Raw genomic sequence first — 21543 nt, 5'->3', positions numbered from 1 at the left:
TTAACCGCCAAACAATCCTTTAAAGAAGTTGACAATGGCATTCCAGATATTAGAAAAGAAATTACCGCCTTCTTGAATGAGGCCGTTTGCATCAAAGTTGAGGTTAATATTGTTAAAAGTATCCCCTGCCTTTGAAACAATGCTGTCTTTCAAGTCACTAAGTGTCTTTGTAAAGTCAGAATCTGTAATGACTCCGCTGTTTGAAAGATTGACAGCAAAATTCACGATGAGGTTGATTTGGTCACTGGTCACTGACTGAGTCAGACCATAGTTTTTCAAGGTTTCTTCAACAATCTTACGGACATCATCTGCTGTCAGATTGCTGTTGTTCTTCTTAGCATTGGCGACAGCCGCTTTGATATCAGCTAGGGCTACATTGAGCTTGTCTGCGTCATAGCCTTCCTTACCTGTATTTTCAGCATTGATGCCAGAAAGGGCAGCAAGTTCTTCCTGCGCTAGGTTTTTATTTTCCTGAGGAATGGTCGCACCGTTATCTTCTAGAGAGTAGTAAATCCCTGCCAAGGCGCTCTCACCTGTTACCGGAATTGGTGCCGCAACGGTTATCTGCGCGTGCTGAACACCCAGAGTAACAGCTGCATTGCGATACATATCTTCTGTAACCTTAGTGATGTTTTGCGGAGTGACAATTTTGACCTCTAATGGCTTGTTGCCGCCTAACTTCTGGATTTTTACAGAAGAATAAAGCTGCAGACTAGGGTCGTTGGCAACATCCATGATTTTAGAGTAGACTTCCGGTGTCATGGTCTTAAGTGGCTTGCTGTCGCTGGATGAATTGTAGCCTAGCATTTGCAAGGTCTGCTGTTTTTGGCTTTCATCCAAGGAATAACCCAGCACATACTCTGGCTGCACGTAAGTCTCATCAATGACTTTCTGAACATTTGAATCGGCAGCTGCGGTCGATACAGTAAACAGAGTAGCCAGCAAGGCTCCTGCTGTCATTAAAGTTTTTTTGAATTTCATATTTTTTCCTCTTTTCCCCCCGCTATAGTTTCCCAAATTCTATAGCTTTTTTATAGAGCAAACTTCTTTCTGAGTGACTCGAATTTCTGTTTCTTGAGCTTGTGATTCCCGCTCCTTTTGATATTCAGAGTGCTTCAGTTAAGTTGCTGCAATGATGGAGTTATTATTATCTCATCCATTGAGGGCTTGAGATAATAGATACATTTTACAACATTTCTCAAAGAAGTTCAAAGAAAAAACAGTCGCTGGATTTGCTAGCCAGTAACTGCTCTTTTCTACTTTTTCCAAAGGAAATCAATTAATAACTCGTCTACTTCTGGATTCTCATGCAATTGGCTATGCTGAGCCAACTGACCTGTGATTTTCTTTTCCTGGTAAGATTTGGCATTCTCAACTAGGAGATATTTGAGGCTGCGAGAAGAGGTATTGAGTACGGAGCCATCGGATTCATTTTTGAAATCGCCGTAGATATTAAGGACATCTACCTGCTCTTGTGGATATACTTCTCGTAATCCCAGTAGTTTTTGATAAGTCTGACTCATAGCACTAGGCTGGCCAGTTTGGTCGTCTAGGATTCTCAAATCTTCAGGCAAGTCCCTTCCTTCCAGGCCATTAACATGGTTGGCAATATTGACCTGCTTATGCAGCTCGGGCAGCTTTTCATCCTGACCGTTCTCCAGCATATAAAAGAGGATAGACATATTCCCCATCGAATGGCCTACCAGATTCATCTTATCAAAGCCATAAGTTTCTTGTAGCTTGCGAATCACAGCTGCTGCATATTTGCCGTCTTGAGCGTAGTCAGTATTGCGGTTATCTTCATAGTTTACCATGATAATGGGATTGATAGCACCTTTCGGTATCTCTCCTAATAAGCTTACTTGACCGTTTTTACTGACATTTGCTGTGATAATTGTCTGAGTGACTCCAGCCTTTTTGGCTGCCTCTGTCATATGATTTTCAGCATTAGAGCTGGATCCAAAACCGTGGAAAAACAAGGTCGGCGTTGTTGACTGAACATATTGTTTTGTATTAAGACTAGTAGCTTCTTTATGGTTGTAAAAAGCTGTTAGACCGGCAATTGTCACCAAGACCAGAATCAGGAGCTTAAAAGCAAGTTTCTTATTCATTTTTCATTCCTTTTAATGATAGATGTACAAAATTATATCATGTATCCATCGTGGTTACAAATATCCGGATTATTACTTTACCATCAAAAAAAGAAAGAAGCTTAACTACTTCTTTCTAAAACCATTTTAAGAGGCGCATGATGTGCATGTTCATCTTGACCTGACGGGAATAATAATAATTACCGCCGTTGATATAGAGCTCTGGGCCGTGGAAAATAGAAATCAGGTTATAGTAGCCGTAGGTCTTGCCAGTTACATTCCCTAAGCTTGGCGCCACCACATCTTTTGAATATTTCTTAGCCAGCTCCAGCGTATTTTCGCCACCGTTTTTAGCGACGTAGTCGATATAGGCCTGACCGAAATTATAGGCTTGTACTGCTGTCCAAACATCTACCTTTTTCTCGCTGGCTAACTCTAGGTTATCAGACAGGGTCTGGACGCCCTGGCGAATACTTTCTTTGTTGTCCGTGATGGCATTGGTCTGACCAGTCGCGCTTTCACTGGACTGCATGACATCAGTGTCTTTTCCCTTGGTCTCTGTATAAATCATGGCCAGTACCAATTCTTCATTGGCCGCTGTATCCTGCTCGTCCAGCACTTCTCTGACTAAGCTCTGATACTTCATGACCTGCTTGACATCATGATGAACCTGATAAATCTTGTAGCAGGCAAAGAGCACGAAAAGGACTAAAATCAGTCTTCTTAGAAATTTAAACATTATTTATTTTGGATATCCTCGATGTTCTTAATCAAAATAGAATAGGTCCCGTTGTCGTTCTGTATAAATTCTACAGACTCTGCGTCCTGATAGATATTATTGGGAACTATGAGCTCAATTCCATTTGAAAGGGAGAGTTTCTGATTTTCGAACTTTTTCTTCTGGCGGCTGCTGTCAATCTCATCAAACTTGACTGGCTCAGGAATAGCTTCCTTGACTTGGTCAATAAAGGTAAGTCGGGCAGTTAGATTGCTGTCAAAAAGATCATCGGCCAACTTTTCAGGCGACAGTTCGTCATTTTCTTCCAGATTTTTAAAAATACTGGATTTGACCTTGGACTGGAACTGGAAATCGTCTTTGTTAAAACTTTCGGCAACCTTCTGAGCTGTCTTCTCTAGAGCTTTGATTGATTTCTTGGCTGAGATTGTCGGATTGACCTGCAAGAGATTGTCTGACATATAATTGAGAAAGGCACCGTTATACTTGATGCGCTTTTCAATCAGATGGTACTTGCGAGACTTGAGATTGATGACCAAAGCCTCGTCCGCACCCGTACCAAAGCCAGGCAGATTGTTCTGCGTCAGTTTGATAGGATTGTCCACCTCACCCCCTAAGTGGGTTAGGGTTTCCCGCAGAGCAATCCGCAGAAAAGCGAAGTGCTCCACACCTTCTTTGTCAAACTGGACAAAAATCAGATCGTTGGTTTTCTGGTTTTCACTGACAGAAAAGTCCTCCTGCCAGAGCTTGGCCACTGTCACTGATGTTTCCAATAGGTCGTCTGAAAGCTGGGCTAAAAAGACGTTTTCAGGATCGAAAACACCTGTTTTAGCATCGTCAGAATAAACCCTCTCAATCTTCTTGCGCAGGTATTCTTCAATCTTAGGAGTAATGTTGAGAAACTTATCCGCCAGCAGCAGTTCGGTATCAGCTGGGCTGAATTGATGAATAATTGCTTTTTTTACGTAAATATCCATCTTAGTTCAAGCCCTCATAGAGTGGAAAAGCGTCCGTTAGTTCGCGAACTTCCGCCCGCACTTGATTCAGCACTGCTTCGTTTTCAGCGTTTTCCAGAGCCTTGATAATAAGCTCGGCTACCTTGATACTTTCTGTTACACCAAAGCCTCGAGCTGCAATAGCTGCTGTGCCGATACGAATGCCGCTAGTCTTAAATGGTGACAAAGTCTCGTAAGGGATGGAGTTTTTATTAAGGGTAATATTGACTTCATCCAAGAGATTTTGAGCGACTTTTCCATTTTCTACAACCTTAGTGACATCCACTAAGAAAAGGTGATTTTCAGTACCATCAGAAATCACACGGAACTTGTCATGCTGACGGAAGACTTGGGCCATGGCTTGGGCATTATCCAAAATCTGCTGAGCATAAACCTTGAAAGCTGGATCAAGTACTTCTTTAAAGGCAACTGCTTTGGCTGCAATAACATGCTCCAATGGTCCGCCCTGAATTCCTGGGAAGATAGCTGAGTTGATTTTCTTAGCTAGGTCTTCATCATTTGTCAAAATCAATCCACCGCGAGGTCCGCGCAAGGTCTTGTGGGTCGTCGTGGTTGTGATATCCGCATAAGGCACAGGGCTTGGATGGAGGCCTGCAGCGACTAAGCCAGCGATGTGAGCCATATCTACCATCAGCTTAGCCCCTACCGCATCAGCAATTTCACGGAATTTTGAGAAGTCAATAATATGAGAGTAAGCTGAAGCTCCCGCCACAATCAGCTTAGGCTGAACCTCTTTGGCTTGCAGGAGGATGGCATCAAAGTCCAGTAATTCTGTTTCGGGATCTACGCTATAAGATACAAAATTGTAGGTTTTCCCAGAGAAGCTGACTGATGCACCGTGTGTCAAGTGACCACCTGCAGACAAATCCATACCCATAACTGTATCACCTGGCTCAATCAAAGCCATATAAGCTGCGCAATTAGCCTGGCTGCCTGAGTGAGGTTGCACATTGGCAAACTTAGCACCAAAGATTTCCTTGGCACGTTCAATCGCTAGACTTTCAATTACATCCACTACATCTGTCCCACCATAGTAACGGCGACCTGGGTAGCCCTCGGCATATTTATTGGTCAAAATAGAACCTTGAGCGGCCATGACAGCTTTAGAAACGACATTTTCTGAAGCAATCAGCTCAATATTATGCTGCTGACGTTCTTCTTCTTTGGCAACTGCTTCCCAAATCTCTGGGTCAAATGCTTTGTAGTTTTCTTGGTCAAAAATCATAAGGTGTCTCCCTTCTTTTGCGAAAATAGGACCTTAGGTCCTAAAGTTAAAAATTTATATCATTTACTTGGGCGAGAATATCCTCGCGCGTGATTGCCCCTTGGCGTAAAATGAGTGCCTTTTCTCCAGACAAGTCCAGAATAGTTGAATCCTGACCTGTCAAAGATGCATCATCTTCTACACCTGAGATCTCTTCTTGAAAATCCATCATAATCTGCTGGAAAGAAGTTCCACTAGCTTTTCCAGAAAGATTGGCGGATGGACCAATCAAGGGACCGTACTTGCGAATCAAGTCAAGCGTAACCGGATGCTTAGGAATCCGGAAGCCCACAGTTTCCATACCTGAGTTGATCCAAGTCGGCACTCGGTCATTGGCTTGGAGGATAATAGTCAGCGGCCCAGGCAGAAAGGCTTGATAGAGTTGCTTCAGATAACTGGGCTGGTTCTTAGAAAAAGCATAAATCTCTTCTATGCTAGCCACATTGAGATTAAGAGCCTTGTCACGAGGTCTTCGTTTTAATTCGTAGACTCGCTCAACTGCCTCTTCATTTAAAGCCTGAGCAAAGAGGCCATAAACAGTTTCTGTCGGCAGGACAACCGCTCCACCTGCTACCAGAGTCTTTTCTATCTTATCCATTGTCCATCGCCACCATTCTATCTTTGCCAAATTGATCTTTCAGGACTCGGATTCGTTTTTGAGGGAAGTTTTTTTCCAGCAACTCCTTGATGCCATCTCCTTGCTTGTAACCAATTTCCAGATAGATTTTTCCTTTTTTTGTCAGATAGTCTCCTGCTTGCTCGGCTATTTTCCGATAGACGGCATAGCCATCTTCCTCAGCAAAGAGGGCCATGTGAGGCTCTGAGGTCAAAACATTGAGTCCAACTTCGTCTTTATCTGCTTCTGAAATATAGGGCGGGTTGGAGACGATAATGTCAAATTTTCCTTGAATCGAATCCAAGCAATCGGATTGGACAAAAGCAAGGTTAAGTTCGCAGGACTGAGCGTTTTCTGCTGCCAAGGCAAGAGCATCGCCAGAGAGATCAGAAGCAGTAATCTGCCAGTCTGGACGGCTATTTGCTAGTGCCAGAGCAATGGCTCCGCTACCCGTTCCGATATCCAAGACAGACAGAGAACTTTCAGGATTTTCCGACAAAATCAGCTCCACCAGCTCCTCCGTCTCAGGCCTTGGAATCAGAACTCGCTCATCAACCTTGAGAGTCAGGCCGTGAAAGTCACTGCTGCCAATGATATACTGAGCTGGCTTGTGAGCAAGCAGCTGCTCTTGAATCGCTTTTAGCTGGTCACTATCTTCCTGGCTGACTTCTGTCCGAAGTTTGAGAACAAAGTCGGTAAAGGAGAGCTCATTGAGAACCCGATAAACGAAAGACAGGCTTTCTGCTTCTTCTCCCGCTACTAGCAGCTCCTGCTCTAGCTCCGCCAAATATTGAGCCAATGTCATTATTTATTCAGCTCTTCTAGTTTTTGCGTTTGGTCATAGAGAACCAGAGCGTCAACGACTTCATCCAGTTTGCCAGCTAAAATCGTGTCCAGCTTTTGCAAGGTCAAGCCGATACGGTGATCTGTCACTCGATTTTGCGGAAAATTATAGGTGCGAATCCGCTCTGAGCGATCACCTGTACCAATTGTGGACTTGCGCTCTGCATCCTGCTCATCTTGAGCTATTTGAGCAAAGTGGTCTGCTACACGAGCTCGGATGATTTTCATAGCCTTATCCCGGTTCTTCTGCTGAGTACGCTCTTCCTGCATTTCAACCTTGATATTGGTAGGCAGATGGACGATACGAACAGCAGTTGCAACCTTATTGACGTTCTGTCCGCCAGCACCAGATGCATGGTAGATGTCAATACGAAGATCTTTAGGATCAATGTCGTATTCTACTTCTTCGATTTCTGGCATAACCAAGACAGTTGCTGTGGAAGTATGAACGCGACCTTGGCTTTCGGTTACAGGAACCCGCTGTACGCGGTGAGCACCTGATTCATACTTAAGCTTTGAGTAGACCGACTGACCCGAAACCATAGCGACTACTTCCTTGATCCCGCCTACACCATTATAAGAAGCCTCCATGACTTCGAAGCGCCAGCCTTGGCTTTCAGCATATTTTTGATACATCTGCAAGAGGTCTCCTGCAAACAACTGCGCTTCGTCTCCTCCTGCAGCCCCGCGGATTTCCAAAATGATATTCTTATCGTCATTTGGATCCTTAGGCAAAAGGAGGATTTTTAGTTTTTCCTCGTATTCTTCTTTTTCAGCCTTGGCATCCTTAAGCTCCTGCTTGGCCATTTCCTCCAAGTCTGCATCACCAGAGGCGTCTTTAATCATATCTTCGGCGTCTGTGATGTTTTGCAGGACTTTTTTATACTCGCGGTATGCCGTCACCGTATCTCGGGTGCTGGCTTCTTCCTTAGAAAGCTCCATAAAACGCTTGGTATCGCTGACCACATCAGGGTCACTTAGGAGTTCACCAAGCTCTTCGTAGCGATCTTCAACCGCTTGTAACTGTTCATAGATGTTCATAGATTTTTCATCATCTCCTTTTTTCTATCGTTGGATTACTTAATATCGGGGTTAAAATAGTGCTTGCGGCAGACTGAGATATAGGTCTCGTGGCCGCCAATTTTGATCTGCTCACCATCATAAACAGGCTTTCCGTTATCAGTCCGTAAAACCATGGTAGCCTTACGAGAGCAATATTGACAAATCGTTTTAATCTCCTCAATCTTGTCAGCCAAGAGCAAGAGGTGCTTAGAACCCTCAAAAAGTTCATTGCGAAAATCGTTCTTCAGACCAAAAGCCATAACTGGAACATCCAGCTCATCCACCACTCTAGCCAAATCATAGACATGATGGCGTTTCAAGAACTGAGCCTCATCAATCAAAACGCAATAAGGCTTTTCAGGCAGCTGCTGGATATAGCCAAAAATATCCGTCTGTTCTTCAATAGCTACGGCATTTCGTTTCATGCCGATGCGACTAGAAACAACGCCAAAACCGTCACGGGTATCAACAGCTGAGGTCATGATGACTACGCTCTTGCCTTGTTCTTCGTAATTGTGGGCCACTTTTAAAATTTCAATGGTCTTGCCCGAATTCATCGTGCCATATTTGTAGTATAACTGAGCCATAATTTAAATCTTTGCTAATTCATTATCTCCATTTTTACTTCACATTATTTTACCATAATTCACTACTCTTTAAAACCTCATTTGTGATAAAATAATAATAACGAAATAAAGGAGGCAGAAAATATGCCATTTGTTAGAATTGATTTGTTTGAAGGACGTACTCTGGAGCAGAAAAAAGCTCTTGCCAAGGAAGTAACTGAAGCTGTTGTCAGAAATACAGGCGCACCTCAGTCTGCTGTCCATGTCATTATTAACGACATGCCAGAAGGAACCTACTTCCCACAAGGTCAAATGCGGGAAAAATAAAAGAGACAAGCCAGCAGTTTGTGAAGATATAAACTGCTGGCTTTTTTCTATGAATGACTCCTACTGTTATCTCTTTTATTCTCAAATTCTTTAATTAATTTTTGATACCAATAAAAACTATCTTTTCGAATCCGCTCTAGACTACCACCTTCTTCCTCATCACGGTCTACATAAACAAATCCATAACGCTTGCCATAGCCGTTGAGCCATGAAAGTAAATCTGTGAAAGACCATGTACAATAGCCGATGACTTGGCAACCATCTTCTATGGCGTCTTGTACAGCTGTAATATGCTTATCAAGATATTCAATCCGATATGGGTCATGTATCTTTCTATCTTCCGTTAAGGTATCATACTCTCCTAGTCCATTTTCAGTTATCATAATCGGGATGTCATATCTACTGGTAATCCGCCGTAAAGCAATTCGCAAACCAATTGGATCTATTTCCCACTCCCAGCTAGTACGCTCTAAGTGTTCGTTTGGCACATGCTTAAACTGGTCTGGCTCTCCAGCTTCAGCATTCGGTACATTAGCAGAAAAAGTATGGGATTGGTAATAGTTAACGCCTACGAAATCTGGACGGCCTGCTTTTAAAATATCTAAATCTCCTTCTCGGATATCTAATTCTATACCGAATTGATTTCTCAAATATGCTAGAGCTGTCCTTGGATAACGTCCCAATAAATAAGCATCCATCCAGTACCAAACATTGACATCCAAAGATTTCTCCATGGCTAGAACATTTTCTGGCTGATTATCCAGAGCATAGAGGACAGGAAAAGCAAAGCTTGGACCGATTTGACCTTTTATTTTTAAATCATGGAATCGTTTGATAATCGTCGCATTAGCTAAGTTGACAATGTGATTGACTTGATGCATTCGCTTGATGTCTTTAATCCCTGGTGGGAAATAGCCATCTCTGTAGCCGAGTCCAACAAAGACATTTTGCTCGTTAAGTCCTATCCAATACTTTACTCGATCTCCAAAGTTTTCAAAGAGAACCTCTACATAATACAGGAAATCATTGATTATCTTTCTGGATTCCCAGCCTCCATACTCATCTTGCAGTACTTGAGGCAAATCCCAGTGATAGATTGTGATAATGGGTTCGATATTATATTTGAGAAGTTCATCAATCAGATTTGAATAAAACTCAATCCCTTTCTGGTTAACCTCTCCTCGTCCCTCAGGTAAAATACGGGTCCAGGCAATAGAAAATCGATAAGCTTTCAGACCCATTTCGGCCATCAGTTTAACATCTTCTTTATAGTGATGATAATGGTCCACTGCCACATCGCCTGTCGTGTTTTTAAAGGTCCTATTAGGCTGGCGGACAAAGGTGTCCCAGATAGACAGACTTTTACCATCTTCATCCCAAGCTCCTTCAACTTGATAGGCTGCTGAAGCCGATCCCCAGAGGAAGTCTCTAGAAAATTTTGTTACATCAATCAAGCTGCTGCACCTCCTTTGGCTTCTAGAGCTTCCATTTCAGCTTCTTGCTTAACTAATTGCTCTTCGTATTTTTTGAAGAATGGATAGTAGATTAACATAGCTGGTAAAATCAAGATATAGTCCCAAACAAAGTTTTGCCAACGAAGGGTGGTCAGATAGTTACTAAAGCCCATTGGCAACTGAGCGCTGACAACAATCCAAGCTGGAATGATAAAGCCTGTTTTGTAAGCAAAATAAGTCAAAATCATCATAATAGGCACATTGAGTACATAAGGGATACAAAGAATTGGGTTGAACATAATTGGCATACCAAATGTTACTGGCTCGTTGATACCAAACCACCCAGGAATGAGTGAAATCTTTGATACGGCACTGATTTGTTTAGATTTTGATCGTAAGCCCATCAAGACCAGGGCCCAGGTATTCCCTGTACCACCAACCAAGGCCATAGAAGTATAAAGCAAGACTGGGAAGAATTGCATTGGCTGACCGTTCGCATGAAGAGCAGCATTAGTTGTTGCCGCTTGAATCCCAAGCGGAGAAATGATTGGAATAATGATGAGGGTACCATGAATACCGAAGCACCAAAGAATCAGCGCTAACATACAAAGCATCACAATACCTGGAACAGATGATACAGCGCCAAGCGGTGCACGCAAGAGAGCCATAAAACCAGACGGAACATTATAAGCTCCTGCTGTCAAGGCTCCAATTCCAACATTCAGCAAGAGGAAGAGAGTGATGGAGAAGAATACTGGCAGAATAGAGCCGAAACTATCTTGCAGGAACTGCGGCACAACATCGGGCATCTTTATTTTAATATCTTTTTCATAACAGAATTTTTCAATCTGTACGACGACAAAGACAATAAAGAAGCTGATAAACATACCTTGTGAGCCAAGGTAGTCTAATTGCAGGCCGGAGAATTCTTCAGTATCAACAAAAGCTCCTGCCACAAGCATGAAAGTAACTGCTGTATCAACAGCTGCCATAATAGGGGATTTCAATTTCAAATTCTTAGCATAATGATAAGCAAAGAAGATAGCAACCCAGATAGAAATAAAATCCATTGAATAACGGAAAGGCAAGGTCAATGTATTATACACTGCATCCCCTGTTTTGAACCAACCTAGAGCTGTTTCATTTCCAATCGCAGCTAAGACTTGAAATAAGGAACCCACGGTAATCAATCCCAAGAGAGATCCTAATCCAGCTTGTAAAGACTGTATAAACACATTGTTGGCCAGTTTATAACCAATTTCCTGAAGTTTAGTCATAAATTTACTGTTAAAGAATTTTTCCATCAGAAAAACCTCCTTAAGATATTCCTTTAATTAATTGAAAGATATTCTTACAATCTCCCATTGCATAATCCATGGCTGGAATGGTGGCAACAGGTTTTGATACTGTCTCTTTGACCGAATCAAGTTTATAAGAGACCTGAGGGCCTAATAAAATCACATCATAATCCTGAGCATAATCTTGATAGTCCATCAATCCGACCGCTTTGATATCGAGGTCAATACCTTGGTCATTTGCATATTGCTCCATTTTTTTCATCAGGATACTCGTGGACATACCAGCCGCACATATTAATAAGATTTTCATTGTCTTTCTCCTTCTCGATTGGAATACAGCTCAATCATCTCAGTGATAAGGTCAATGGCCAAAAGACTGGTCATAAAATGGTCTTGCGCATGAACAAGCAGTATACTCAACTGATGACCGTTTCCTTGTGCCTCTTCCTGCAATAAATCTGTTTGGGAATGATGGGCCTTTAAAATAACACTATTTGCCTCATCCATTAATTCCTTAGCTGCATCGAATTCTGCTAGTTTTGCTTTTTTAAGTGCTTCAAAAGCTAAGGATCGGGCTGCACCAGAATTAGCAATTAAGGACATGGCAATAATCTCTGCTGAACTATTCCATTCTTCCATACAAGCTCCTCCTTTCCAGTTGACTTCTTACCCACAGTTTACTATAGCTCTATTCTACTGTCAAAAGCGCTTAGATTTTCTTGATATACAGTTTTCTAGCTTAGTGTATCCATTTTCAAATGCCATTCATACTCAATTTGTTATAAAAAAATTACAGCAATCGTTTCTTGCGTGCTTTACTGCTGGCACTCGCTATTTTTAAATTGTTCCCTTAATATATTTTAGAACCTATCGTAAAATTAGTGTATAAAAAATAATCGTTTTTTATGATAATGTATAACACAAAGCTAAAGAGTATAAAAAAGCGCTAAAAACCGTCTCATTTCCCTAAAGGGGTTACTTTCCACAAGGGCTTATTATATACTTAATTTATGAAGATTATTAGAGAACTCCAAGTCACTTCAAACGAATTTTATGACTTCTTGGAAAGCGAGTTTCTGAATCAAATCAATCAAGCTGACAATCAAACAAAAAAGATAGATAGGTTAAAGAAAGGACTTCGTTACTCAAAATTGTCAGACAATGTCTATACTAAGACTGATTATGAGATTCTGGACTATCGTCGCCATGAAACCTACGTCATTCAAATCTCGTCCCATAGTGAAAAAACGATTACTTCCTACAAGACCAAGCCTTGCTCAAAAGGGCTGGAGGTTACGCTAGAACAAGAACAAAATAAATTGACAAAAAATTCAAAAAGCAAGATCATCAAGTGGATGGGAGAGCTACTCTACTTCGGTCGTCTTTCGGAAAATCTTTATAAGATTCAAGGCGAAATCGAGAAGGCTAGAAAAGCGAAAACTCAGTAAAAACAAATCCGATCCATACCTTCTTTTCTGCGCCCAGATTTTTTATGACTCGCAGATATTCAGATAGTTCAAGGAGTAGATTATGAAACAAGGTATCACACCTCAATATTGGAAACAAGAAAACAGCGGTCGCTATTTCACTAAAGAAACTCAAATATTCAGCCCTCTGCCTATTTTGACCGACACTTTACGGGCTCATCCAATAGCAAGAAATGATAGACAACTAGCTTTCCATGCCATTCATTTCATAGAAGGGATTTCCCGAGAAGTTGGTCAAGAGGTCATGCAGTCCTTTTCACTTCCCTATCCATCCAATCCCGAAGCGCACATCGTAAAGATTACTGAAGACGGCATTTTCGTTTATGCTTTGTCCCAACGCGGCTTATTTTATGGGGCAATTTCAATTATTCAAATGTTACAGGATGGCTACTTGCCTTATGGCTTGGCCTACGACGAACCTGTCTGTTCCGAACGTGGCCTCAAGGTCTTTTTACCGTCTCGTAAGAATATGGATTTCTTCAAGCAATTTGTGGATATGCTTGCTTTTTTCAAGTACAATACGATTATGATTGAAATCGGTGGTGCTATGGAATATAAAAAACACCCTGAAATTAATCAAGAGTGGATTAAATATTGTGCTGATATGGCTGAATACTCTGGCAAGACCAAAGAAATCCAAGACTATACCTTCCCTTGGTACAAGAATGCCATTCACATGGAAAATGGTGACGGGGAGTTTCTAAGTCAAAATGATGTGAAAGATCTGGTCCTCTACTGCAAGGAACGATTTTTTGAAGTGATTCCTGAAGTGCCATCCCTCGGTCACTGCGATTATTTGATGCTTGGTCACCCAGAAATCGCAGAAATCCCTGAAGATCCTTATCCGGATACTTACTGCCCATCAAATCCTGCCTCTTATGAACTCCTATTTGATGTTCTGGATGAAATCATTGAGGTCTTTGAACCTGAAGTCATCAATATCGGGCATGATGAATACTATTCAATTGCCATGTGTGAGCGTTGCAAAGGGAAGGCTGGAGCTGATATCTTTGCAGAGGACATTATCAAGATTTATGATCACCTCAAGCAGAAAAATATCCGAACCATGATTTGGGGAGACAAGTTACTGAAAAACGCTATCGTTCCTGATGCAGGGCCTTTTGGTGGAGCAGAAATCATCATGTACACTCCCCAGTTCAAAAAAGATACAGGCACAAAAGTTGGCATTATGCCGGCAACCTGGCAGGCCATTCACCAGATTCCCAAAGATGTCGAAATTCTCCATTGGCTCTGGAGTTTGGATGAAAAACTGGAAGATGAAGTTTTAGAAGAAGGCTTTAGCATCCGTTATGGTAATTTTGAAGGCTACCTCTTTCCACATTGGGCTGAGCACTTGAAGAAGGGCAGCAAGGGAGCTATCATCTCCAACTGGAGCACCTTAAATGAGGTAATCCTGCAGAGAAATGTCATTTTCTTCGGCTTGGCCTATGCTTACGAGATGTTTTGGAATCATGACTATCGTGATGAAGACTATGCGACTATCCGTGATAAAACCTTATCTTATCTCTTCCATTACCACTATCCTGACCTGCAAAATCACACGCGCAGTCTTGAAGCACTGGCGCATCCCAGCTGGATTGAAATCGGCTATGCTACTGACTATTTTGTGGAATACCAATGGTTTGTGGACGGTGTCTTCCCCGAAATGGAAACCTATCAAATCGGCAATATCCTTCTAACCTATACCGATCAGACAGAGGTTGCTGTTCCAATTATCTTTGGAGAAAACATTGGCAAAACAAGTGTTGAATGGGATCGGACTACCAATACCAACCCTCTACCTGGTGAACCCATCTATAAGGTAGATGAGCAATTATTTGAAGTTTCGCTTAGCACCAAACCTTATCAAAAAGAGCAACAAACTTTCTTCGCATTTCCTATTCAAAACCCTTATCCTGAAAAGGAATTGAAGAATGTAGAAGTTCAAACAGAAGCTGACAAAGATTGTCAAATTTTTGTTGATCAAATTGCCTATTATCACTAAACTTGAGGCTTAGTTCAAGCTATCAGGTAGAAAGAACGAAGTTTATGAGGAATCAGAGTCATCCAATTCAAAAAAAGCAGAAACTTTCTAGATATCAGATTACTAGACATACTGATTGCTTATCCTATTTGAAACGAAAGGAGGTGGGAGAGTGAGTGAAAAGAAAACATTTCTGAAAAAATTCTTACGTCTCAGCCTACCGTTTTCTCTTCAATTTCTACTGGCTAGCGCTGTCAATCTAGCTGATGTTGTCATGATTGGACAGCTAGGGGAAAAACAAATCGCAGCTGCTGGTGCTGCCAACCAGATTTTCTTTCTCTTGACTATTGTACAGTTTGGTATCGGTAGCGGAGCTTCTGTCTTCATGGCCCAATACTGGGGAGCCCAGCGAATTGCGGATATGAGAAAAACCTTGGGATTAGTCTATATGCTGAGCGGGCTCATCTCCGCTTCCTTTACTTTAGTCGCTTTACTTTTTCCCAAGCAACTAATTGGCTTTTATATCCATGATAACGAAGCTATTCAGTTGGGCGCCCAGTACTTATCTATCGTCTCCTGGACCTACCTGATGACAGCTATTACAACTTCTCTGGCTACTATGTGTCGGTGCAGTAATGAAGTTTTCTTACCAACTCTTGCTAGTCTCCTATCCATGGCGACCAATATCATTGGCAATGCCGTCCTTATCTTTGGGCTGATTGGATTTCCTAAACTTGGACTGGTTGGGGCTGCTATTGCTACTTTTATTGCTCGATTGCTGGAGCTTTGCTGGTTAGTCTTTGGTGTCTATCGAACAAGGATGGCTGGAGCCGCTAGCATAGCTGAACTCTTTGCTTTCCACAAAGACTTCGTTTATCAATTTTTGAAAAAAACCTTACCAGTCGTCTTTAATGAAGGCGCTTGGTCTCTTGGAACATCAATTGGCTTGGCTATTATCGGACTATTAGGTACTGAAGTGGTGGCCTCCACCCAGATTGCTAGCGCCATTGCCCAAATTGGATTTGTCTTTGTACGTGGTGCGGGAAATGCCGTAGCTGTTATGCTAGGCAATACCATCGGAGAGAATCAAGTAGAAAAAGCCTTACAAGATGCCAAGCGCTTCTTACTTCTATTACCTCTCATCGGTCTCATCGTCAGCATCCTACTCATCTGGGCCATGCCCTTAGCCCTGAAACTCTACAACTTAAGCAATCAGACAGAGCAGCTAACCATCTTGATGATTCAGTTAAATGCCATGTTGTTTATCCCAAAAGCTTTTAGTGTTGTTTTAATCGTTGGGATTTTACGTAGCGGAGGCGATACCAACTATGCCTGCCTGCTAGATATTTTACCTGTCTGGCTCTTCAGCATTCCACTTGGCTATGCCTTGGTTAGCCTGCAGGCTCCCATTTGGCTAATCTTTCTTGTGATAAATGGAGAAGATATTCTCAAGCCAATCTGGGGAATCCCTCGTGTTTTCTCAGGAAAATGGCTGCATAATCTTGTGCACGAGCGCATGTAAAAAAGCATCTAAATCACAACATTACCACAGAAATCGGAAATGTAAATTCCGACTAAAACGGTAATGAGAGTTAGGTGCTTTTTTATTGGCTTGCGACTTCAACTTACAATTTTATAATTTGCGCAGCATCTGAATTAAAACACTGACCTCTGCGTCATCTATAAGAATCTTAAAGTTTCGCTCCACCGTTCGGATGATTTTCCTCACGTGCTTATAGTCATCAGGGAATTTTTCGATAACACCAGCAATTTCTTTACTGCTCTTCTTCAAGCATTCTCCTGAAAGGGTTCGCTCCACCAGACACGCAATATGAACAAACAAGCCTATTGATTGCTCCTCTATCAGCTGATAATAAAAATCAAATTCATCTAAAATAGCAGGAAGAATCTTTTTAATCTTAGCTAAGGAAGTATAGACAAATTGCTCTTCTAAAAATTGGTAAACTTTCTCATAATCGTAGCTATTGACAGAGTTTGGTACAAACATCAATAATTTATCTAGGTGCTCCTTGGGCTGCTCAAAGACATCTTTAATGGAAATGAAAGGGATGCCCATAATTTGAGGGTCGAAAGTTCCAACAAAAGCATGGACTTGATAGGTCTTTCTTAAAGCCATCACTTCCTCAATCAACATCTCCTTATTGGCAACTGACAAAGCAATGACACGGTAACCTAACTTTGAATACTGATCAAGATAGTGCTTTAGCTGAAGAGAACCGCCCTCGCTAGTATAACAGAGTGTAATGATGATTTTTTCCTGGTCCCTATTTTTATACAGCTGATTCATTTCCATATGAAAAGCGTGAAAGACACTGTCAATATCATTTTCTATCAAACAACGCCGTGCAATCCCCATGCCAATCATAGTAATGGGAATTTCAAATTCTCTGATCTTAATCAGAGTTTCTTCTCGAATTTTATCCAGCATTTCTTTAATCGATCCCATATCATAGAGAACGATGACACCTAAACCTTGGTCTAGCCCCTCAATTTGCTCTTTTAATTTTCGATAGCTTTCCTCTAGAGATTCTTCTAATAGAATATCAAAGCCATACACTTGGCTATTTTTAGTCAGCATCTTGGTTGACTCAGCCAAGGACTTGGCAACCCCTTTACCATGCAGAACGTAGAGCAAGATAGGTCGTAGACTATCTTGTTTCTTTTCGGATTCAATAATAAACATGGTTAGGATGACGATTTCATCTATTGGAACAGCCAGTTGAAATCTTGTTTCTAGTTGCCTGGCAAATTTAGAACATTGTGCATACTCTATTGGATAATCCCGAATCACTTTCACAATAGCATCATTATCCAACTGCCGGTTTAACGAGCCTTTCTGCTTGATCATCGCATTGACATGAAGACTGATGCCGTAATATGCTGTCGAATTAAGCTCTATATTGAGTTCTTTTTGAACAGATAGAACAAAGGCTTGTACCAACTGGATCACTTCAGCAGAAACAATCGTCTCAAGCTGATTAAGATTTTCCAACTCATCTTCTTTCTTAACAAAAGGTTTGTATTCAATATAGCTTTGAATATAATTTCTCACTGCCTCAAAAACATCATCCTGCTCAATGCCTCTTTCTGATAACTGAGAATATTCTGATTTAATTTTGTTATATAAATCATCCGACTCTTGCTCTGGAAAATCCAGCAATCCCAACTCCTTATCATAAATCAGCACCTTACGTTTGCCAATCAATTTATCGATTTTAACTACATTATGACTACTTAAATGCCGAATTCCTTGATAAGGAATGGGCAAATCGTCATTACTAAGTGTTAAATCTTTTAGCTCCGACCTCAGACTTCTTACAAAAGCATTGGCACAAGCAGTTCGAACTGCATATTCTAATTCTTTTATATTGCTAATATTCGCTGATAGGATGAAGGAATGAATGACATCACGCGGTACTTGAATATCATGCGCAGAATTCTTTGATTCGATAGCTAAAAAGTAATTTAGTAACTCTAGCTTTTCACTAATCGGTCGATTCGGATAAGAAGGCAGCTGGATTACAACAGGAAGTTTATTGGATAAATGTTCAGATAGCTTAGCGCTGCTTCCGATAATTACCAAACCTTTCTTCTGACGTCTCTTTTGTTCTCCTTCTCTGTGATTCAGCCAGGAAATCAATCTATTTTGATCCGCCGAAGATAGAACCTGTATGTTATCTATAAATAAAATTCCTTCTGCCACTTTCTCAAATACAGACTTCGTCCCCTCTGAGCCAAATAACAACTTCAGCAAATCATCCAGAACATCAATATAGTCTAAGCAGTTAATTTTTTCAAACAACTGAGATTTACTAATCGCTTGATTTTGAATGGCAAACTCCATCATTTTATTAACGAAGTGAGTTCTACCAGCACCGACCTCGGATAAAATGAGAACTGGAAGGGCATAATTTGGGTATAGAATAGCTGCTTGTGCTAACTGGATGGCTGTTCGCAAAGTGCCATTTTCACCTATAATGCTTGGAAAATCCAAAGGATTTTCTACAAATACCTCTATTAACTTATATTGAACTGGCCTTGTATTTCCTTTAACAAGCATTCCTTCTTTTACCAATTGATTCAAAATGGTACTCACATTTGAGCGTTGCATTCCTAAAGCAGCAGCAATCACTTTTGTTTCAAGGCCTTGCTTATTATTCTTTAGTAATTCTTGCTCTAGATATTCTAAGACTAGTGTTTTGGCAACCTTCATATTCTACCTCACTGATATTTTTCTCCCATTATCGTCATTCAATTTATCTTATACTGCAGCTTGATTCACCTACTTAGAGCCTTAGAACTTACTCCCTATCATCCTGTCATTTCCTTATCTAACCATTATAAATTTGAAGCAAGAGAATGATAGAATACATAAAAGCCAACTGTTAATGAGTGATATAAACAGCTGGCCTTTTTCTTTATCATTCAGGAATGAAATTCTTTATTCATTCTTTTATCAGAAAACCAAGTCGTAAGGAGATTCCAACTTGTCCGCTAAACTGGCTAAGAATTCCGCTGCAGGCTGACCATCTACGACTTGATGGTCAAAAGTCAGGCTGAGCGGCAGGAATTTCTGCTCATAGACCTGTCCTTGGCTGTCAAGAGCCAGCGCCGTTTGCAGGGCACCAACTCCTAAAATGGCCACTTCTGGAGTATTTAGGATAGGAGTGAAATATTCAACCCCTGCTGCCCCGAGATTGGTAATACTGAAGGTTGAACCTGAGTAAAGAGCTGGATCTAAAGTGCCTTTACGAGCTTGGGTGGCCTCTGTTTTGATAGCTAAGCCCAAGTCAGCCAGCGTTAGCTTATCCACGTGTCGGATAACCGGCACCACCAGACCATCACTCAGCGCCGTCGCAATACCGATATGAATATCTTCTACTTCCTGATACTGACCATTGAAATACCAAGCGTTGAGTTGAGGGTGATCTTTCAACGCCTTGGCAACTGCCTTTGTCAGCAGAGTCGTGATGCTGATTTCTCCGTTTTCTAGTGGAGAAGCCACCTTATCCTTCATATCCTGTCTAAAGGTCATCAGCTGACTAATATCCACCTTACGGTGCAAGGTGACCTGAGCAGATGCTTGCAGACTGGTCATCATCCGCTCTGCAATAGTCTTACGCATACCTGTCAATCCTGCACCGTAGTCAGCCTGACTAGTTGGCTGAAGGATCGCAGAGCTATTTTCAGGTGTTTGGTTTGGAAGCGCCTCTGGTTTATAATTTTCCACATCTCGTCGGGTAATACGGCCATTGCCTCCCGTTCCTGAAATCAAGGAAATATCATATCCTTTTTCCTTAGCAATCTTGCGGGCAAGAGGAGTGATGAAAATACGTCCATGTTCACTGTTTCCGACAGAGTTGGAACTTGCTGTCGCAGTTTTTTCTGCTAGTCCAACCCCTGCATCAGCGGCTTCTTGCTCACTTTCTGATTTATTCGCAGAAACTTCTTCCGTCTCCATACCTGGAATAGATTCTCCTGCTTCACCAATCCATGCAATTACTTTCTTGCACGGGACAGTATCGCCCGCCTGACTGATAATTTTTAAAATCACTCCTGCGCTTGGCGCCTCTACATCGCTGGTCAATTTTTCAGAACTGATTTCCAAGACAGGCTGACCAGCAGCTACGGTGTCGCCTTCCTTGACCAGCCAGTTATTTATCAGACCTTCGGTCATTGTTAAGCCTAGCTTAGGCATTACAATTTCTGTAGCCATACTTGCCTCCCTTCTATCTCTTCAGATCGTCAATCAATTCTGCAGCAACAGTCAGAACCTTATCAGCATTAGGGATATAGAGCTGTTCCAAATTCACCGCAAATGGTACCGGCACATTTGGCGCGCAGACGCATTTCACTGGGCCGTCTAGATAGTCAAAGCATTTGTCTGTCACAGCTGCTGCAATATCCGTCGCGGTGTTATTGTGAGGGTTGGATTCATCAACGATAATCAACCGTCCAGTTTTCTTAACTGATTCAAAGACAGTCTCCTCATCCCAAGGAGCTACCGTTCTCAAGTCAATGACTTCAACCGAAATACCATCTTTTTCCAAGCGATCCGCCACCTCATAAGCGACGTAAAGCATTTTACCTATAGTAACGATAGTGAGGTCTGTTCCCTCACGGCGGACAGCAGCCTTTCCAATTGGAACTGTATAATATTCTTCTGGTACCTCTCCCTTGATACCATAGAGAGTCTTATCTTCTGAATAAATCACGATATTGTCGTCTTCAATGGAAGCCAGCAGTAACCCTTTAGCATCATACGGAGTTGCTGGAACAACTACCTTGATACCAGGAATAGATCCAAAGAGACCGTAATATGAACCCGAGTGTTGAGCTGCAGCCGAAGCTCCTGCCCCATGCATGGTCCGCATTGTCATCGGAACCTTAGCCTTACCGCCAAACATATAGCGCATTTTTGAGCCTTGCCCCAGAATGGCATCAAAGCAGAAACCGATAAAGTCATTGAACATCAGCTCCGGTACTGGCCGCAAGCCAGTCAGAGCCATTCCAACAGAAGCTGACACGTATCCGTGCTCAGAAATTGGAGTATCAATCACTCGCTCTCGTCCGTATTTTGGCATGAGTCCCTTGGTTACACCCATTACGCCGCCCCAAGCATCTTCGTTTTCTTCTTCCAAGTGCTTGACTGTTACACCGCCAGCAATATCTTCTCCCAGAAGGATTACGGTGTCATCTTTTGCCATTGCCTGATCCAGCGCTTCATTGATTGCTTTCATAAATAACAGTTGTCTAGCCATTTGATCAACCTCCTTCTA

General features: G+C 41.8%; 20 protein-coding genes. 4 read left to right on the top strand and 16 right to left on the bottom strand.

Annotated elements, in window-relative coordinates:
- From J1C86_RS05610 to J1C86_RS05570, 9 genes are all read right to left on the bottom strand, one after another.
- The gene (locus J1C86_RS05610; protein ID WP_125407190.1) at positions 1-981 is read right to left on the bottom strand and encodes a DUF1002 domain-containing protein; all 981 of its coding nucleotides are present in this window, start codon (positions 979-981) and stop codon (positions 1-3) included.
- 275 nt (positions 982-1256) lie between these two features.
- A complete protein-coding gene (locus J1C86_RS05605) occupies positions 1257-2111 on the bottom strand; it encodes an alpha/beta hydrolase (RefSeq protein ID WP_125407193.1) in 855 nt (284 codons plus the stop codon).
- Between the two features lie 115 nt (positions 2112-2226).
- On the bottom strand, positions 2227-2829 hold the full coding sequence (locus J1C86_RS05600; protein WP_002924716.1) for a lysozyme family protein: 603 nt from the start codon (positions 2827-2829) through the stop codon (positions 2227-2229).
- Positions 2829-3803: a nucleoid-associated protein gene (locus tag J1C86_RS05595; protein ID WP_125407196.1), complete on the bottom strand. Its 975-nt coding sequence runs from the start codon at positions 3801-3803 to the stop codon at positions 2829-2831. Before J1C86_RS05595 ends, J1C86_RS05600 begins: the two co-directional genes overlap by 1 nt.
- 1 nt (position 3804) lies before the next feature.
- Positions 3805-5067: a serine hydroxymethyltransferase gene (gene glyA, locus J1C86_RS05590; protein WP_125407199.1), complete on the bottom strand. Its 1263-nt coding sequence runs from the start codon at positions 5065-5067 to the stop codon at positions 3805-3807.
- Between the two features lie 46 nt (positions 5068-5113).
- Positions 5114-5704 carry an L-threonylcarbamoyladenylate synthase gene (locus J1C86_RS05585; protein ID WP_002897582.1) on the bottom strand — a complete coding sequence of 197 codons (591 nt, stop codon included), beginning with the start codon at positions 5702-5704 and terminating at the stop codon, positions 5114-5116.
- Positions 5697-6527: a peptide chain release factor N(5)-glutamine methyltransferase gene (gene prmC / locus J1C86_RS05580; protein WP_125407202.1), complete on the bottom strand. Its 831-nt coding sequence runs from the start codon at positions 6525-6527 to the stop codon at positions 5697-5699. Before prmC ends, J1C86_RS05585 begins: the two co-directional genes overlap by 8 nt.
- Positions 6527-7606, bottom strand: coding sequence for a peptide chain release factor 1 (prfA, locus tag J1C86_RS05575; RefSeq protein WP_125407206.1), 1080 nt, complete (start codon positions 7604-7606; stop codon positions 6527-6529). The genes prmC and prfA overlap by 1 nt, the downstream gene beginning before the upstream one ends.
- A 35-nt stretch (positions 7607-7641) precedes the next feature.
- The gene (locus J1C86_RS05570) at positions 7642-8214 is read right to left on the bottom strand and encodes a thymidine kinase (RefSeq protein ID WP_002906591.1); all 573 of its coding nucleotides are present in this window, start codon (positions 8212-8214) and stop codon (positions 7642-7644) included.
- A 105-nt stretch (positions 8215-8319) separates the two neighbouring features.
- Here J1C86_RS05570 and J1C86_RS05565 point away from each other — a divergent pair, with 105 nt between their 5' ends.
- Positions 8320-8520 (top strand): 4-oxalocrotonate tautomerase, encoded by a 201-nt coding sequence (locus J1C86_RS05565; RefSeq protein ID WP_223310287.1) that lies wholly within the window; start codon positions 8320-8322, stop codon positions 8518-8520.
- 47 nt (positions 8521-8567) lie between these two features.
- Here J1C86_RS05565 and J1C86_RS05560 read toward each other — a convergent pair whose 3' ends face one another.
- From J1C86_RS05560 to J1C86_RS05545, 4 genes are read right to left on the bottom strand one after another with little or no spacing between them, the layout of a single operon-like run.
- Positions 8568-9974, bottom strand: a complete 1407-nt coding sequence (locus tag J1C86_RS05560) for a glycoside hydrolase family 1 protein (protein WP_125407209.1) — start codon at positions 9972-9974, stop codon at positions 8568-8570.
- Positions 9971-11278, bottom strand: a complete 1308-nt coding sequence (locus J1C86_RS05555; protein WP_002909757.1) for a PTS sugar transporter subunit IIC — start codon at positions 11276-11278, stop codon at positions 9971-9973. Before J1C86_RS05555 ends, J1C86_RS05560 begins: the two co-directional genes overlap by 4 nt.
- Before the next feature lie 13 nt (positions 11279-11291).
- On the bottom strand, positions 11292-11582 hold the full coding sequence (locus J1C86_RS05550; RefSeq protein WP_002897591.1) for a PTS sugar transporter subunit IIB: 291 nt from the start codon (positions 11580-11582) through the stop codon (positions 11292-11294).
- Positions 11579-11911: a PTS lactose/cellobiose transporter subunit IIA gene (locus tag J1C86_RS05545; protein ID WP_002895529.1), complete on the bottom strand. Its 333-nt coding sequence runs from the start codon at positions 11909-11911 to the stop codon at positions 11579-11581. Before J1C86_RS05545 ends, J1C86_RS05550 begins: the two co-directional genes overlap by 4 nt.
- Positions 11912-12282: 371 nt before the next feature.
- On the opposite strand from J1C86_RS05545, the gene J1C86_RS05540 reads away from it, so the two are divergent.
- The 3 genes from J1C86_RS05540 (at position 12283) to J1C86_RS05530 (ending at position 16265) form a co-directional block, all read left to right on the top strand.
- The gene (locus J1C86_RS05540) at positions 12283-12720 is read left to right on the top strand and encodes a DUF3284 domain-containing protein (RefSeq protein WP_125407212.1); all 438 of its coding nucleotides are present in this window, start codon (positions 12283-12285) and stop codon (positions 12718-12720) included.
- Positions 12721-12802: 82 nt separating this feature from the next.
- On the top strand, positions 12803-14764 hold the full coding sequence (locus J1C86_RS05535) for a family 20 glycosylhydrolase (RefSeq protein WP_125407215.1): 1962 nt from the start codon (positions 12803-12805) through the stop codon (positions 14762-14764).
- Between the two features lie 115 nt (positions 14765-14879).
- The gene (locus J1C86_RS05530; RefSeq protein WP_185755779.1) at positions 14880-16265 is read left to right on the top strand and encodes an MATE family efflux transporter; all 1386 of its coding nucleotides are present in this window, start codon (positions 14880-14882) and stop codon (positions 16263-16265) included.
- Positions 16266-16376: 111 nt separating this feature from the next.
- Here J1C86_RS05530 and J1C86_RS05525 read toward each other — a convergent pair whose 3' ends face one another.
- The 3 genes from J1C86_RS05525 to J1C86_RS05515 all read right to left on the bottom strand — a co-directional run bounded on the left by J1C86_RS05525 (position 16377) and on the right by J1C86_RS05515 (position 21525).
- Positions 16377-18977, bottom strand: coding sequence for a PRD domain-containing protein (locus J1C86_RS05525; RefSeq protein ID WP_125407221.1), 2601 nt, complete (start codon positions 18975-18977; stop codon positions 16377-16379).
- A 243-nt stretch (positions 18978-19220) separates the two neighbouring features.
- Positions 19221-20480 carry a dihydrolipoamide acetyltransferase family protein gene (locus tag J1C86_RS05520; RefSeq protein ID WP_125407224.1) on the bottom strand — a complete coding sequence of 420 codons (1260 nt, stop codon included), beginning with the start codon at positions 20478-20480 and terminating at the stop codon, positions 19221-19223.
- Positions 20481-20493: 13 nt separating this feature from the next.
- The gene (locus J1C86_RS05515; protein ID WP_125407227.1) at positions 20494-21525 is read right to left on the bottom strand and encodes an alpha-ketoacid dehydrogenase subunit beta; all 1032 of its coding nucleotides are present in this window, start codon (positions 21523-21525) and stop codon (positions 20494-20496) included.
- Positions 21526-21543: the final 18 nt, after the last annotated feature.

Origin of the sequence: Streptococcus sanguinis (genome assembly GCF_050220005.1) — a bacterium.
In the GTDB taxonomy this organism is placed as follows: domain Bacteria; phylum Bacillota; class Bacilli; order Lactobacillales; family Streptococcaceae; genus Streptococcus; species Streptococcus sanguinis_Z.
This window is presented reverse-complemented; position numbering and strand designations above follow the sequence as displayed.

What these genes read in the sequence shown, in the direction of transcription:
- glyA (WP_125407199.1), bottom strand. Translation starts at nt 5,067, where the DNA reads ATGATTTTTGACCAAGAAAACTACAAAGCATTTGACCCAGAGATTTGG.
- J1C86_RS05525 (WP_125407221.1), bottom strand. Translation starts at nt 18,977, where the DNA reads ATGAAGGTTGCCAAAACACTAGTCTTAGAATATCTAGAGCAAGAATTA.
- J1C86_RS05515 (WP_125407227.1), bottom strand. Translation starts at nt 21,525, where the DNA reads ATGGCTAGACAACTGTTATTTATGAAAGCAATCAATGAAGCGCTGGAT.
- J1C86_RS05570 (WP_002906591.1), bottom strand. Translation starts at nt 8,214, where the DNA reads ATGGCTCAGTTATACTACAAATATGGCACGATGAATTCGGGCAAGACC.
- J1C86_RS05550 (WP_002897591.1), bottom strand. Translation starts at nt 11,582, where the DNA reads ATGAAAATCTTATTAATATGTGCGGCTGGTATGTCCACGAGTATCCTG.
- J1C86_RS05540 (WP_125407212.1), top strand. Translation starts at nt 12,283, where the DNA reads ATGAAGATTATTAGAGAACTCCAAGTCACTTCAAACGAATTTTATGAC.
- J1C86_RS05535 (WP_125407215.1), top strand. Translation starts at nt 12,803, where the DNA reads ATGAAACAAGGTATCACACCTCAATATTGGAAACAAGAAAACAGCGGT.
- prfA (WP_125407206.1), bottom strand. Translation starts at nt 7,606, where the DNA reads ATGAACATCTATGAACAGTTACAAGCGGTTGAAGATCGCTACGAAGAG.
- J1C86_RS05610 (WP_125407190.1), bottom strand. Translation starts at nt 981, where the DNA reads ATGAAATTCAAAAAAACTTTAATGACAGCAGGAGCCTTGCTGGCTACT.
- J1C86_RS05520 (WP_125407224.1), bottom strand. Translation starts at nt 20,480, where the DNA reads ATGGCTACAGAAATTGTAATGCCTAAGCTAGGCTTAACAATGACCGAA.
- J1C86_RS05600 (WP_002924716.1), bottom strand. Translation starts at nt 2,829, where the DNA reads ATGTTTAAATTTCTAAGAAGACTGATTTTAGTCCTTTTCGTGCTCTTT.
- J1C86_RS05585 (WP_002897582.1), bottom strand. Translation starts at nt 5,704, where the DNA reads ATGGATAAGATAGAAAAGACTCTGGTAGCAGGTGGAGCGGTTGTCCTG.
- J1C86_RS05595 (WP_125407196.1), bottom strand. Translation starts at nt 3,803, where the DNA reads ATGGATATTTACGTAAAAAAAGCAATTATTCATCAATTCAGCCCAGCT.
- J1C86_RS05545 (WP_002895529.1), bottom strand. Translation starts at nt 11,911, where the DNA reads ATGGAAGAATGGAATAGTTCAGCAGAGATTATTGCCATGTCCTTAATT.
- prmC (WP_125407202.1), bottom strand. Translation starts at nt 6,527, where the DNA reads ATGACATTGGCTCAATATTTGGCGGAGCTAGAGCAGGAGCTGCTAGTA.
- J1C86_RS05555 (WP_002909757.1), bottom strand. Translation starts at nt 11,278, where the DNA reads ATGGAAAAATTCTTTAACAGTAAATTTATGACTAAACTTCAGGAAATT.
- J1C86_RS05605 (WP_125407193.1), bottom strand. Translation starts at nt 2,111, where the DNA reads ATGAATAAGAAACTTGCTTTTAAGCTCCTGATTCTGGTCTTGGTGACA.